The organism is bacterium (assembly GCA_016699125.1).
Taxonomy (GTDB): Bacteria; Babelota; Babeliae; order Babelales; family Vermiphilaceae; genus AWTP1-30.
In genome coordinates this window covers 214,533-228,254 of record CP064961.1, presented here as the reverse complement: position 1 = coordinate 228,254, position 13,722 = coordinate 214,533, and the positions used below count along the sequence as shown (strand labels likewise).

The 13,722-nt window shown below is 36.0% G+C and carries 14 protein-coding genes; 9 read left to right on the top strand and 5 right to left on the bottom strand.

Going from position 1 to position 13,722, the window contains the following annotated elements; translation table 11 throughout:
• Positions 1 to 59: 59 nt before the first annotated feature.
• A complete protein-coding gene (locus tag IPG37_01120) occupies positions 60 to 2,309 on the bottom strand; it encodes a hypothetical protein (GenBank protein QQR54009.1) in 2,250 nt (749 codons plus the stop codon).
• Between the two features lie 406 nt (positions 2,310 to 2,715).
• Between IPG37_01120 and IPG37_01115 the strand changes: the two genes are divergently transcribed.
• Both IPG37_01115 and IPG37_01110 read left to right on the top strand, forming a co-directional pair.
• The gene (locus IPG37_01115) at positions 2,716 to 3,039 is read left to right on the top strand and encodes a hypothetical protein (protein QQR54008.1); all 324 of its coding nucleotides are present in this window, start codon (positions 2,716 to 2,718) and stop codon (positions 3,037 to 3,039) included.
• A gap of 316 nt (positions 3,040 to 3,355) precedes the next feature.
• Positions 3,356 to 3,931, top strand: a complete 576-nt coding sequence (locus tag IPG37_01110; protein ID QQR54007.1) for a hypothetical protein — start codon at positions 3,356 to 3,358, stop codon at positions 3,929 to 3,931.
• 332 nt (positions 3,932 to 4,263) lie between these two features.
• Here IPG37_01110 and IPG37_01105 read toward each other — a convergent pair whose 3' ends face one another.
• On the bottom strand, positions 4,264 to 5,409 hold the full coding sequence (locus IPG37_01105) for a hypothetical protein (GenBank protein ID QQR54006.1): 1,146 nt from the start codon (positions 5,407 to 5,409) through the stop codon (positions 4,264 to 4,266).
• Between the two features lie 344 nt (positions 5,410 to 5,753).
• Between IPG37_01105 and IPG37_01100 the strand changes: the two genes are divergently transcribed.
• The 5 genes from IPG37_01100 to IPG37_01080 all read left to right on the top strand — a co-directional run bounded on the left by IPG37_01100 (position 5,754) and on the right by IPG37_01080 (position 10,098).
• Positions 5,754 to 6,950: an amino acid permease gene (locus tag IPG37_01100; GenBank protein QQR54005.1), complete on the top strand. Its 1,197-nt coding sequence runs from the start codon at positions 5,754 to 5,756 to the stop codon at positions 6,948 to 6,950.
• An 84-nt stretch (positions 6,951 to 7,034) separates the two neighbouring features.
• A complete protein-coding gene (locus IPG37_01095) occupies positions 7,035 to 8,474 on the top strand; it encodes a hypothetical protein (GenBank protein ID QQR54004.1) in 1,440 nt (479 codons plus the stop codon).
• A gap of 115 nt (positions 8,475 to 8,589) precedes the next feature.
• Positions 8,590 to 8,814, top strand: a complete 225-nt coding sequence (gene rpsU / locus IPG37_01090; protein ID QQR54003.1) for a 30S ribosomal protein S21 — start codon at positions 8,590 to 8,592, stop codon at positions 8,812 to 8,814.
• Positions 8,815 to 8,820: 6 nt separating this feature from the next.
• Positions 8,821 to 9,189, top strand: a complete 369-nt coding sequence (locus IPG37_01085; protein QQR54002.1) for a ribosome-binding factor A — start codon at positions 8,821 to 8,823, stop codon at positions 9,187 to 9,189.
• A gap of 117 nt (positions 9,190 to 9,306) precedes the next feature.
• Positions 9,307 to 10,098 carry a prepilin peptidase gene (locus IPG37_01080; protein ID QQR54001.1) on the top strand — a complete coding sequence of 264 codons (792 nt, stop codon included), beginning with the start codon at positions 9,307 to 9,309 and terminating at the stop codon, positions 10,096 to 10,098.
• 21 nt (positions 10,099 to 10,119) lie between these two features.
• Here the strand turns inward: IPG37_01080 and IPG37_01075 are convergent, their stop codons facing one another.
• The 3 genes from IPG37_01075 to IPG37_01065 all read right to left on the bottom strand — a co-directional run bounded on the left by IPG37_01075 (position 10,120) and on the right by IPG37_01065 (position 11,868).
• Positions 10,120 to 10,638, bottom strand: a complete 519-nt coding sequence (locus IPG37_01075) for a hypothetical protein (protein QQR54000.1) — start codon at positions 10,636 to 10,638, stop codon at positions 10,120 to 10,122.
• 94 nt (positions 10,639 to 10,732) lie between these two features.
• Entirely contained in the window at positions 10,733 to 11,224 is a 492-nt protein-coding gene (locus IPG37_01070; GenBank protein QQR53999.1) for a hypothetical protein, read from the bottom strand.
• A 161-nt stretch (positions 11,225 to 11,385) separates the two neighbouring features.
• Positions 11,386 to 11,868 carry a prepilin-type N-terminal cleavage/methylation domain-containing protein gene (locus tag IPG37_01065; protein QQR53998.1) on the bottom strand — a complete coding sequence of 161 codons (483 nt, stop codon included), beginning with the start codon at positions 11,866 to 11,868 and terminating at the stop codon, positions 11,386 to 11,388.
• Positions 11,869 to 12,121: 253 nt separating this feature from the next.
• Between IPG37_01065 and IPG37_01060 the strand changes: the two genes are divergently transcribed.
• On the top strand, positions 12,122 to 12,784 hold the full coding sequence (locus tag IPG37_01060) for a hypothetical protein (protein ID QQR53997.1): 663 nt from the start codon (positions 12,122 to 12,124) through the stop codon (positions 12,782 to 12,784).
• A 154-nt stretch (positions 12,785 to 12,938) separates the two neighbouring features.
• Positions 12,939 to 13,622, top strand: a complete 684-nt coding sequence (locus IPG37_01055; protein ID QQR53996.1) for a hypothetical protein — start codon at positions 12,939 to 12,941, stop codon at positions 13,620 to 13,622.
• The last annotated feature ends 100 nt before the right edge of the window (positions 13,623 to 13,722 follow it).

The following is a 13,722-nucleotide window of genomic DNA, read 5'->3' as shown; positions in this document are numbered from 1 at the left end:
GACTCTGAATAAGTTGATTAATAGGACTTACGTGTCAAAAAAGAAAGCACACTTATTGATCAAATTTTGAACCATTTGAATAAAATAATCATTTGCCAGATTTTTTTAAGAAGTACTGAAAAAAGAGTGTAAAACTTTGATGTAGGCAATCCAGAAAACGGTTGTGATTGAGGATCTGTATTCTCTAAAGGCTCTATTTTATCTATTTTTTGTTGAGCCTCTTGCTCTATTAAAACTCTGTTTAAGGACCCTTTATATTCTTGCCATTTTGCATTCGAAATGGTAGCTTCAGGTATTTTTTCAAGGATTTTCTGTTTTTCTTTATTTCTGCGCTCTTCAGTACCTTGAACAACTTTAGATTCTTCAATTGAACACTCAAGTTTTTTAATCTTTTCAAAAAAAAGCACATTTTTACGCAACGTTTCTTCAAAAATTTCAGAATTTTTTTCGCTTGTAAACTGGCTTGTCTCTTTGTTTTCAAAAGAACAATAGGCCATTATGTTTGCGAGTCGTTCTTCCATAATTGCTTTGAACGCTTGCATAAGAGCATTATTCAAACCATATTTAGCTGGATTTTTTAAAATCTGATTCATCCAATTCCCATATATAGTACGAGCTTCAGGATCTTTCTGGATTTTACTGGCAAAATCCATGTAGCATATGAGCTTTTCACAAAAAGCTATAATTTTTTCTCTATCTTTCGGTAAAAACTTAATATTCTCAAAGTATGTTATCAAATCAGCTTCTGTTTTAAAATGAATATCATGAACAGAATAATTCGTTTGATTATTCTCAGGAGCAAAACTTTCTAAAAAACGTACAAAGTGCTTTCTTAAAAATATAACCGGTAGAAAATCATCCAATGCAACTGCGGGTGTATGTTTCCAAAATGGAAAGCGTTCACAGAGCTTATCATTTTCTTTATAACAGCTTTTGATTTTTGGCAAAACGTTATTTGCAAAATCAGTTATAGTCTTATATATCTTTAAAATTTCTTCACACAGCTTATCCGATGATTCATCAAATTGAAGGCAAGTAAACGCCCATTCTTCGCAAAGAGGTGGTAAACCGATCACATCAAAAACTGGACTTCCTTCTAAAAACAACTGCATAAACTTTAGATGACCTGTCTGATAATTATCAAAAAGAGCATGAACAGAAATACCCATTGAACTGCAAGCTGTTTTTATACTGTTATATGTTTTTTGAATACTGAGTAAATTTAAAGAGATCTGCTCTGCATTTTCACAATGAATCCTGCTATATTTTTTAAGATCTTTCATATCCAAAAGAATAGGACTTTCGTCAATCAAAATTTTTGACATATTATTTTTATTAGTAACGACGTGCTGAACGTGTTTTTTAATAGTGTCATCCTCTGATTTGTAAGACGAAAATACCGACTCATATTTTAGAGTTTCTAGTACAGCTAGGTTCAGGAAATATTTATTGCATAACGTATACATTTCATAGAGCAAGCGACACTGCTCAAACGTACTCATATCTTCTTTAAACGAATAGAATGTGTTCATTTGAGCCATTTTTATAGGCTGATTAATTAAATATGCGCTTAATTGTAATCGTGATTCAAATGGATATTGAGCATCTATCTCAGCTTTTTCAATTAACCGTTTGTCTATTGCATGTCGAAATATGGAGCTATTAAGGGCATAATCCACAATAAATGCTACATATATTTTTATATTCTCTTTTAGAGCCTCACGCTGTACAGAACTGCCAAACCAGCCAGAAATATCTGAAAAATCTATTGATTGATTAAAGCCACATAAGAAAAGCATATAATTCAAATGGCTTGTTTTATGCCTATCAGGATACTCACAACACGGATCAAATAGTTTTTCACCATACAAACTTATTAAGAACAGCTCCTGGGCCATTTTTCTATAAAGCTCGGCGGTATGAATAGATTCATTTTCTTTAGCTCTTTCTTCTGACCATAATCCAAAACTCATGCAACAGTCTTTTTCAATTTCTTGCCTGATCTGATAAAAGCTTCGCCTTGGAATACTGTAAAATAAAGCCGGATTATAATTAATACATTCGTCCACTAAATCATTGAGTGATACTTCATTTGAACCCGAAAAAATGTCAGGATTGCTTACGGCCTCCATAAAACTTGTAAGTTGAATCTCTTTTTCATCACAAAAATCATCATTAAAAGGATCGCTCGGACAATAAAAGTTTCTTTTTGCTTTTAAGAACTGTTTGAGCATCGACAAAATGGATACCTTTGCATAGGGTGTAAGGTTGGACCCCTCGGCGTCATTGCGTCGCGCTGAAAGTAACATATGCATGCCCTGTATATATGGACTTACAGTTATTTTGCTAAAAGGCAAATGTTCAGATATATCCATGGCAAGAAGACCATTGAAACAGATGAAAAATGAACAAAATAAAAACATAAAGAGGCTTTTTGCATAAGTTTAAATGGAGTTGAACACTATCGCCGTTGATAATTACCAAACTGAAAACTAGTTTACCAACTTAATGCCATAATGTACATCTGTTATCAGATGCCTCATTTGTGCGGTCCAATAACAGCTTTTTGATCTCGCCACACTTTTTATGGGCTTTTTAATAGCTCTTAACTATGAATCCAGCTTCAGAAGCGCTTTATTTGTATATTATTGACAAATTGAAAATAATATATATACTTAAAAATAAGCTTAAAAACCTTTAAAAATGGGGGTTTTTATGAAAAAGTATCTGAAATGCCTTTGTTTGCTGTTAAGTTTGAATATGTTGTTGATAAATTCAACGCATGCCATGCTTTCAAAATTTGCCTCATGGCTACCATCACCACAAAATATATTCAATAAAGAACAGCTTGACAATGCTGCAACGGCACTCGGCATAGGATTTGCTCCTGAATCGTTTTTTAATTCTACATTTTCAACAAAAAATGAGCCTGAAAAAGTAACTGCCTATGTGCTGAGCAATGAAGAAAAAGCTGCAATCAAGGCTGAAGTAAATGCTAAACTTGATGCAGAATGGGCTTTAAATAAGGCTTCAAGATGATGCTGAAAGAGATTTACAAGCATATGAAAAAAGTAAAAGTGAATATGAACTCTATAAACAATACTTTGCAGAACGAAGACCTGGTAATACTATTGAAAAATTCGATGGTTCAAAAAAACTCAAACGTAAAAAAGATTGTGAAACCCAAGCTGAACTGATTCAGTTAGTTTTTGATAAATTACGAGCAATTCAACAGGCACATTTCGGAACACTGCCGCCTGAACCTGATGAAATTTTAAACGCATCAAAAGAAGCTATTCAAAAACATGATATTAAGCATGATGACGGAGGCTATCCGGACATTTTGAAAGAGGTTTTGAATGTTGCCACACACTATCATATTGATGCTGACTCTATTCGATTTAAGGTTTTAAACGATGGGAAAGATTATAGAGCACACTTTGATTCAGAAAAGCAGTATTATACTATCAAAATAGATCAAGCTTCCTGGTCAGAAGAAACGGAATTTCAAAGAGCAGGATCATTATGGCATGAGATGGGACATATTTTGCATGGCGACTTATGGCTTGAAAGTCATACAGCGTATAAAATCCCCCTTACAAGATGCCTAACTCATTATCAAGAATATGCGGCAGATTTAGAATTTATGTTACACGCAGAAGTTCCGAACAAAAAAGATATAATAGCTGGCATTTATGAAGTGTGGAGAAAATGTAATACCGTAGCCATAGATGTCAAAAAAATGGATCAAGCAGCTATTGAAACTGCTTATCAGAAAAAGAACCATTATTGGAAAGAGATACTCAAGTTACCTGAAGACCAACTTCCATTTAAACGTGAAGCGATCAAAGAATGGCATTGGAGTCGCCATCCATCAGACATAAAGCGATTTGGATTAGTGTTTAATATTCAGTTTTTGCCACTTGTTTAAAAAAGGCTGTGATGTACCAAAAGAAACTTGTTTTTATTCAATTTGAAATTACTTGAAAAGGCTACTCCGAAACCCATTTTGAAGTAGCCTTTTATGAAGTATCAGCATCAGCCACCTGAAAAGCCACACTAGATCAAAGAAAACCCCTACCCAGACTGACGTCAAAGATAGGGGAAATGGAGGTTATCAAATGAAAAATAGAATTTTTAAAAAATTACTTTATAATTGTAACTCGATGTCATGATAGCCTATTTATAAGCTAAAAGCAACAGTTTGTTTCGATTTTGACTGATTTGGCATGCCGATGGGACAAACGCTGGCTCTTACAAAGCCTATTTGGCCTGCCAGGTAAGATAGTTCTTTTTCTTGAGAATATCTAAAAGCCTTGTTACGACCATGAGACGCTGTGGTTCCGGTGGATGACGATCCCAGCGCCCCAAGCTGACAGACCAATTCCAGTTGTCTTCAATCTCTGGATTACATGTCATATGATCAGCTTTTTTATCTTGTAGCGTATTAAGGATCCCTATCTGTCTACCAAGGTATAAAAAAGCCCGTTCTTCATCTGTAAATTGACGTTTTTTACATTTTTCTATTGCTGGATTCAAAATACCATTAATGTCTGCCATCTGTTCTGATGCACGCTCCCACTGGTGAAAATCATCATAAAATTGATCGTTATTTTCATAATAACACTTAAGACCTTTTAATGCTTTAACACGTCCAGTAAAGGCATCATCAAAAGCAACCCCATGTCCACCGATCTCATGAACATAAATCGAACTTTGTTCTGCTGCCTGATTGTAACTTAGATCTGTTTTTCGAATCTCATTTTCTGGTATTTTAATAAGAATATACCGCATCATATTCTCAGAACCATTAAAGTTAATAGCGATTGCTGGTTCATCAAACTGTAAAACTATATCTTCTTCTTTAAATTTATAATGCGCGGCAATCGGTTTAACAATTTTTTTATAAACCAAAGATCCTTTTATTCGACATTGCATTACTTCAACTTCTTCTTTAGTCATTATTTTATTATCGTATCTTAGTACTCGATCATCTAAAAGAGCTTTTATTGTATCTGTTGAGACTGTATTGCCCGCACTATTATTTTTCATCATTTGAAACTCTATTGCTTCAATTTTATCTCTCATTTCTTTCCTTTGAAAATATGGAACATGAGAAAGTAAAACCTCCTTTTTCTCTTTTTCGTATGCACTAATAACATTAAAAACATTCTCCTCTGTTGTGCACTCTTTTAATATGGGGGGCATTTTTTCACGTGCTTTATGAATAAGTTCTAAATCACCACTTGAATACTCCTGATATAGTGATGGGATATTCGAAAAATGTTCATCTAAAAAATGATTTTTTAAATTCGCAATCTGACCAATAGAGTCTTGGCTAGCTTGGATGTCGTTATTAAATGAAATTAAAAACACAACGATTACCATTTTCTTATAAACATACTGCATATAAACATTCCTTCAATATAAAAAATATTATTTAAGTATTTTAAAAGATATTAAATAAAACATCAACAAAATAACATAATCTTTAAATTAATAATAAATTGTGAATTTTTTAATAAATCAGAAGAAGTTTGATACATTAAACATCTCAATAAAAACAATGTTTGATAAATCATAGTTTTACATACAATTCAAATGTTGTACCATTTCTGAATGAACCATAATTATTGGATAGATTTTATTCAGATTCTTTACATATAAAATGGATATGTCATGCTTGCTATGTGCAATTTCTATTGGCAATGTTATACTGAAAAACATCCGTTTAACAAAGATAAGGAATAAACATGTCTTCTCATAAGCAGAAAATAGGTGTAGGAACAGCGATTGCGGTATGTGTAAACGCGATGATAGGCTCTGGAATTTTTACTGCTCCGGCTGCAATAGCCTCTTCAGTTGGACCTGCGGGTGTTCTAGCATTCATTTTTGTTGGATTTGCCGTCTGGTGTCTGGCGCTTTCTTTTGCACGACTTGCCTATCAGTTTCCTGAAACTGGCTCGTTTTATACGTATACGTCTGCATGGGCCGGCCACGCAGGTGGATTATTTGCAGGGCTTTTGTATATTATTGGACTTGTTTTTGCAATGGGTATGTTAACCCATGTCTGTTCATTTTATCTGATCAAACTGTTTCCATCTGTAAGCATGAAGTTTTTAGGTCTTTCTGTACTTGCTATTTTGATGATACTGAATTTGATGGGAGCTGTACTTTCTGGCATTGGACAGCACATTTTACTATTTTCAACACTCTTTCCACTTATTTCTGTCATTGTCGTGTGTTTAACTCATATGCAACCGCTTGATTCAATCGTATTTGCTCCGTATGGATTTTCTCATGTGTTGGAAGCAACAAGAATTGCTATATTCGGTTTTTTAGGCTTTGAATGCGCTGCATCACTCTTTGGTATCGTGAAAAATCCACAGATCAATGTCCCACGGGCCGTCAGCGGATCGGTAGTTATTGTTGCTTTTGTTTATGCACTGTTTGTTGGATCTTTACTATTCGCAGTTCCACTTTCATTATTGTCTGACTTTACTGTTCCACTTTCAACAGTGCTGGCACAAGTATTTCCGAATCATGGATGGTTGGTTCTTGCAATTCATTGTTCAATCTTATCTGCAATCCTTGGAACCTTACACTCAATGATCTGGAGCGCAAGCACGTTTATCCACTCCTTAATTCATAGAATAACCTTTATTGATAGACTATTACAAAATCAGAGTTCATACACACAATATGCATCAATTGTGATTTTGCTCACCGGTTTAATCGCAACTGTTTTCCTTTCATTTGATGATCTAAACTTCTTCTTTTCACTTTCATCATTATTAATTGTAACCGCGTATTGCCTTGCTATCATCGCATTGCTTTTTATAAAGGAAGAATGGCAATCTTTCAGAAATATTATTACAGTACTCGGATTAGGTACCGCATCAATCATCTTATATTTTTCTTTACAAGGCGTTTTAGCTGCTTTTGTATAAGATTTTTGGTAAATGATAGATTGACATTAGGCTTATCTGAATGATAAAACTAATGTATGTTTAAAAGCTGTACAAAGGATTTGAATGATCAGGTTAAAAAATAGACAAAAGCAGCTGTTTTTAGGATGGTTAGGATTATATTTATGGGTTTTGCCATTATACTCCATACGCACAACAAATTTGTCACATGAAGATCCTATTCCTTTGTATACGGTCAAAGAAAACAGATACTTGTTAGATAAAAAGCTCAATTTTTACAAAGATGATGACTTTGCTGACTACAAGTCAAAGCGAGACTTTTTTTCTTTCAGCATTGCTCCTTTTGGAGTCGCAGCCGACCGAGCACGGAACTATCAAGGAATTAAGCCTCAATTATATATTGCAACAACCCAAAACCTTCCCAACGAGCCTTCAGAAGAAGTACCACTGGGCGACGTACATGGACGAACGGCACTCATTCCATTGGTTTATGGACCGGAACCAGTTGGCCAATCACTTCCACAGGTATTACTGGTTGCAAAAGACGCACTTTTTGGTGGATATATTGATCAAAATGGTGAAGTTGACGAAGCAAAATTTATCGATCAAAATGAAGAATTTGGTTATCTTTCTGTGAATTTTAAATACAGAAAAAAAGGAGTCCGCTTTGGGTGGACCTTGCGATTCGCAGAAGATTTTGGTTTAAGATTTGCAACGTCGGTCGCTTCGCTAAAAAAATCCATGTACAATGAAATAAAATATACGGATGCAGCAGCTCGTGGCGATCTTCAATCAGCTGACGTAACAAAATATCTGTATGACCAAACACTTTCCATCCTTGATGCTTTAGGCAAAACTTATGTTGATGAGATGCCTCGAGTGTCGATAGAAGACTTAAAAGCTTCGATTTTTTGGCGCCGAATCTTTGAACTGAATATTGACCAAGAGTCTGTCTGGAATCCACTTTTGTTAATACCATATCTTGAATGCATTGCTTCTGTCGCTCCAGGTGCTGCAACTCGTCCAGAATATATGTTCGACGGAATGTTTGGCAACAATCAACACGCTTCAATCGGTTTTGTATCAGGAATATACCTTGATTTCATCGACACCGTATACGTATCTGGTGAAGTTGGATTTACCCATTTTTTCAAACGCGATGTAAAAAATATGGCGATCCCCAACAGTCCCTATCAACAGAACCTATATCCATTCAGCACCGATGTTTCCGTTCATCCTGGTGGCAACTGGCATTTTGCATTAAAGATGGGATCCGACTATTTTTTTGATGCATTTTCAATGTACGTCGAATACGTCATGATGGAGCATAAGCAAGATACTATCACATTGAAAGAACCAGATTTTGCCTTTTTGCCAAACATTTTAGAAGCAAAGACCGCATTTAAAAGCAAAGTAATCAATGCAGGTTTAACCTATGCGATCTCCCCCAATATCGAGTTTGGCTTTGTATGGCAAATACCAGTAACTCAGCGCGGCGCTTATAAATCAACTACCGTGATGTTTAGCTTTGATGCTGCGCTATAATTTTATAACAGAAATATTTATTTCTTATAAAAGACTAGACAATAAAACGAAAAAGCTTTAAACTTTTGTGTGGTATATATAATAATTTCAAAAACAGTAAGGATTGGTGTTTTCAATGTCAAAAAAAAGAGCAAATGTAGAAGTTACCGTTGGACCAAATATCGACAAAGCGTTGCGCCAGCTCAAAAAGAAGGTTGAACGAGAAGGTATCGTACGTGATATGAAACGAACAGTCTATTTTGAGTCAGCTACACAAAAACGTCGCAAACGTTTAATGCGAGCAATCAAACAAAACATGATGCAGTTGGTTACTCAAGGGTCCTCCTCAAAAAAATGGTAAAAACAGATGGCTCCACGCACTAAAGAAGTAAAAAAATCTCAAAAAGAGTCATTTTTTTTACATGAGATCGCAGATCTTTTTTTAAAGATTTCGCTTGATGACAGAGTATTACATGATCTGTATGTAACTCGCGTTGAACTCTCTCCGGACGGAGGTTTATGTGCTGTATATTTTCACACCCCTGCCGGCCAAGACTCTTTTCTTGAACGCAAAAAACAGCTCATCTTATACAAACCGTCCATGAGGGCTGCAGTTGCAAAAGCTTCTCATGCACGGTATGCACCTGATTTGCGATTCTTATATGATGATGGTATCGACAAGCAAAATAACATGGAAGAACTGTTCAATAGATTGAAAGCAGAAGGTAAGCTGTGAACCAGCTTCTGTATCTTTTTCTGTATTTTTTTTATAAACTAACCCGTAATTCTTCAACATGATTGTAGCTTCGAACAGATGCTTATGATACTAAAATCAAATCGATGGATTTAAACCATGTATAAGATCGAATGGTATATTATTGTTTTTTTCGTAGCTATAGTTTTTTCATGTTGGGCGTCTTTTTTGAATATGTTGGAGTTTCGCATGAATCAAGAATCCGTTATTGAGCCGTATCGTTCGTATTGTCCACAGTGCAAAAAAACCATCGCTTGGTACGATCTTATACCTATTGTTTCATGGCTATGGCTTGGTGGAAACTGTCGAACATGTAAAGCCCCGATTTCCGTTTTATACCTGGTTTTTGAAATTGTCATACCGATTGTGTTTACACTCTTTTTCTTTTTCGTGCCAGTAGCCAACCTTGCTCAACGAGTCGTTTATTTCCTATTTCTGTCACTGCTTGCGATCGTAACACGCTCCGATCTGGCAACGATGATGATCCCAACGTATGCAACCTTGCAGGCGATTCCTTTTGCTTTTTTATCTGCAGCTTTTGGTTTGTTGCATGTTTCATTAACACAATCGATAGTTGGTGCTGTTTCCGGTTATCTATTTTTGTGGACTGTCGCATTCGGTTACAGAAACTATAAAGGCACTGATGGAATTGGCGAAGGTGATTTTGATCTGTTAGCCATGATTGGCGCATTTTTGGGACCGGTCGGATGGTGGTCGGCGTTGATGATCGGATCGAGTATCGGATCTGCAGTTGCAAGTATAATGATGCTTTTTGGCACTGCAGGAAAGGCAACCCGAATCCCCTTCGGGCCCTTTTTGTCTGCAGGTGCAGTTTTATATCTATTTTTTGCACAGCAGATTCAGTCGTACCTTTTTGCAACCCATTTTTAACACAAATAGATTGTAACAGTATTATACAGTTTCGTTCACATTACTATGTTCTGTATTTGTATCATGACTATTTTGCATAGCCTCAATATCTCTCAGGAATTTTTCAAATAGGTACTTTGGATAATTTTTTCGCAAGCTTGTATACATGTCCATGATTGCCTGCTTGCTTTTCAGTTCAAGCATAATGCGATCTTCCTGTTCCTGCTTTTTTTCAGCAGCTTCTATGCTTTTTATATATGCAAGCAGCTTTTCTGAATTTTGAAAACTTCCCGTTTTATAGTTACTTGCAGCTAAAAATGCCGCTGCAATGTGGCGACAGATCGTTTTTTTATAAAAACCGTTGCATGCACACAGCCCTGAGATCGGTTTTGTTTTCAAATCAACGACCAGATCATAAAGTTGAAAGGTTACCACTTTTGCCTGAATCTGCGTATCGTCTACCAACACAAGATAGACATTTTCAGGTGCTGCCAGTTCTGCTCCCTGCGACAATGCAGGCTGGCTAATATATTCTTCAACTTTGTGTTTGTTTATTTCCATGGAAGCCTTTTTTACTGTTTTTATTATGTCTTTTTAGTGTAGCTCAAAAAACACAATTTAGAAAATATGCGGTTTCAAAAGTTACCATTACTTTTTATGCACATGCTAAATAACAACCAAGAAGCCAAAAACCTATTGGATCAACAACCGCACAGCATGCAGCAAACGATTTTTTTGCCCATCGTTTCCATCTATTTTCAGTCTGATCTATCTTAAAACCCTGTTTTAACAATGCATAGATATTTTTCGTATTTTCATACAGCAAAATATGCCCAAGACTATGACAAAAAAAGTCTGCTATAAAAGAACTATTAAAATAGTGGGCAAAAAACGGATTCTTAAAAAATGATTTTTGAAAGTAGGGAGTATGAGCTGTATTCTTTCTGATATATTCTACCAAAAGCTGTCCAACTATTCCTGCAAGCACTTTTTTGGCCAATGTTCCATTTTCATAATCCTGTTGAAGCTTTTTTTGCTCAAATGCAACCCTATCTTCCTTGGTAAGTTGCTGACTTTGATCTGAATTGGCAGAAAGCAATGATACATAACATATCAAGCTTATTAATAGTAACTTTTTCACTTTCACCTGTACCCTTAGAAACATTTTTATATATGATAACAGTTTATATATTTTTTTATATTTGTCAATTATATATAAGAATGAATCTAAAAAAGATAACTTTTGCAGGTCACAAGAATTTCAGAAAGGCGTGAACGGTGAGGAGATTTTAAAGCCCAAATCTTTTATCAATCGACCAGATCATCCTGCACAATCGTAATGACATTATCCTGATTGATCGACAAGATATCCGGCTTGCCATCACCATCAATATCACCAACCGCGTACGCAACAAAGCCGGTTTTGTCAGCCGAACTGCCACTTAAAAAGGCTGCAGACGTCTGCAGCTTGCCGGTAAAATAGCTTGAACCTTCACCGCCTTGCGCAAAGCCGTACGTGTAATAAAAGTTCTCATCAGCACCACCGCCGTGATACCCTTCCGGGCTCCAGCCGGCCGAATCTGGACCATTCAGACTGGTTGTGTAACTGCCATGCTCTGCCCAATATGCTTTTTGCGCTGCGTACAATGCGTGCAGATTCAGATACGCCTCGGTGCGTTTGCTTTTTGCCATCATTTTTGAAAACGTGGGCATTGAAACTGCCGCTAAAAATGCGATGATTGCAATAACAATCATCAGTTCAATCAACGAAAATCCATCTTTTTTCAACATTACGCATTCCCATTTTTTATTTTTTCTGTTTTTAGAATACGCACAATGAATGGGAAAAAAGCAAGTATTTTGGTGTGCACGCGGTTTTGAAATCTATGTCAAGCGCGGCACCATGCATGTTTTTGCTAGATTTTGACTGACAATGGATGAACTTTGCATCAAACATGCACCATCAGATTTGCTTTCATTGAAAATACACGTTACAATATGCCATTAAACAGACATTTTACAAAAATTCAGAGGATGCCATCGCATGCAAGTACGCTATCTGATATTTCTCGCTGCCATTGTAAGTTCATTTAATCTGAGTTTAGCAGTTAACGAATGGCACAAAAAGGAAGGGAAAAAAATGTTCAGCATGACAGATGTGGAAAAAAATGAAGACTTCAAACGTATGAACTTTGAGGATTTTGACAAGACAAGAGGCGAAGGATATCAAGCAATTGAAATCCTTGAGAATCAAAAATACCGACCTACGAAGGATTTTGAATTTTGGGCTAAAATAGTGGTATATCTTACAACGGTAACACTGAAAGTAATAATGCCTTTTTATTTCATGGAAATTACTGCAAATGCTGCGGCAAAATTATCACATTCGAATAAGAACGACCCCTTTTGGAATTACTTCGTTTTGTCTGGCGCACTCGGAACACTAGTTTATGCTTATGCTATTGCCAACACGGACCTCGGCAGCATGTTACAAAAAACTGTACCGGTGCCTTTAACTGAGCAAGAGATAAAGGCAAATGAAGAAATCGATAAAAAAGTTACAGAAACTAAAGAAAAATATACAGCTACACTTAACCAGATGTCTGAGACATTGCTTAACAACCAAGCTTTAGCAAACCAACTTACTGAATCGAACAAGGCGATTAAACAGATTTTAGCAACTCTATCAACCAAAGTACCAAACTAACTCATAATAATTAAGATCAGGAGTAATTCTTACTCCTGATCTTGAAAAACCTCACCGACATACCTTTTATCGCGATACACCCAAACCTACACTATCACATTTGCTTTCATTGGAAATCTGCATTAGAATGTACCCTTAAAAAAGGGGTGTTTGTATGAAGGCACGCAATCTGCTACTCATCTTTACCGTTCTGTTTTCGTTTGATGGGTGTGGCATGATCTTATCATCGAAAGAACAGGCAAAACCGAATGAACAGAAAAAACAGCGAGCGGAAGAGATATTCGGAAAGACAGCATTTGAAAAAGCTGACAACCACAAGAATATAACATTTGCCTGTTTTGACAACATAAGAATCCAAGGACTTGCGGAAATTGAAGCAGTTGAAGCAAAGCTCCATGTACCTTTGCATGATTTTAATCGGCTCACCAAAATCAAAATACATGGATGGAACCTGCTCATTCAACTGATCACCCCGGCATGTTTGGCAAGCGCGATTCCATACTGTGTACTAAAAATGTCTGACAACAAAGATATTGTTTTTTGGACCGCAAGCACAATATTTCTTACGGCGTACAGCTGTTTTCATTGCACTGAAATAATACATATCGATCCTGCAAAAATCTATAAAAAAACTGAACTATTTCCATTAACCCATCAGCAGGAAAATGAGAACAGAATAATCAATCAAACAGTTGACACAATAAAGCAGAAGTACAAAGAAAAACTTAATACTCTTTCAGAGCTCATTTCTGAACATAGAGGATTTCAGAACAACCTTGCTGTTTTCAATAGAGAGTATATGAAAATAGTAGAGGATCTTTCAAAACAATCAGATTGATTTTTGCCCCGAATCTACACAATCTGGCGACTGAAGCATATGTGCAAATGGTACATTTTGGATCAAACATGCACCATCAGACTTGCTTTCATTGAAAATA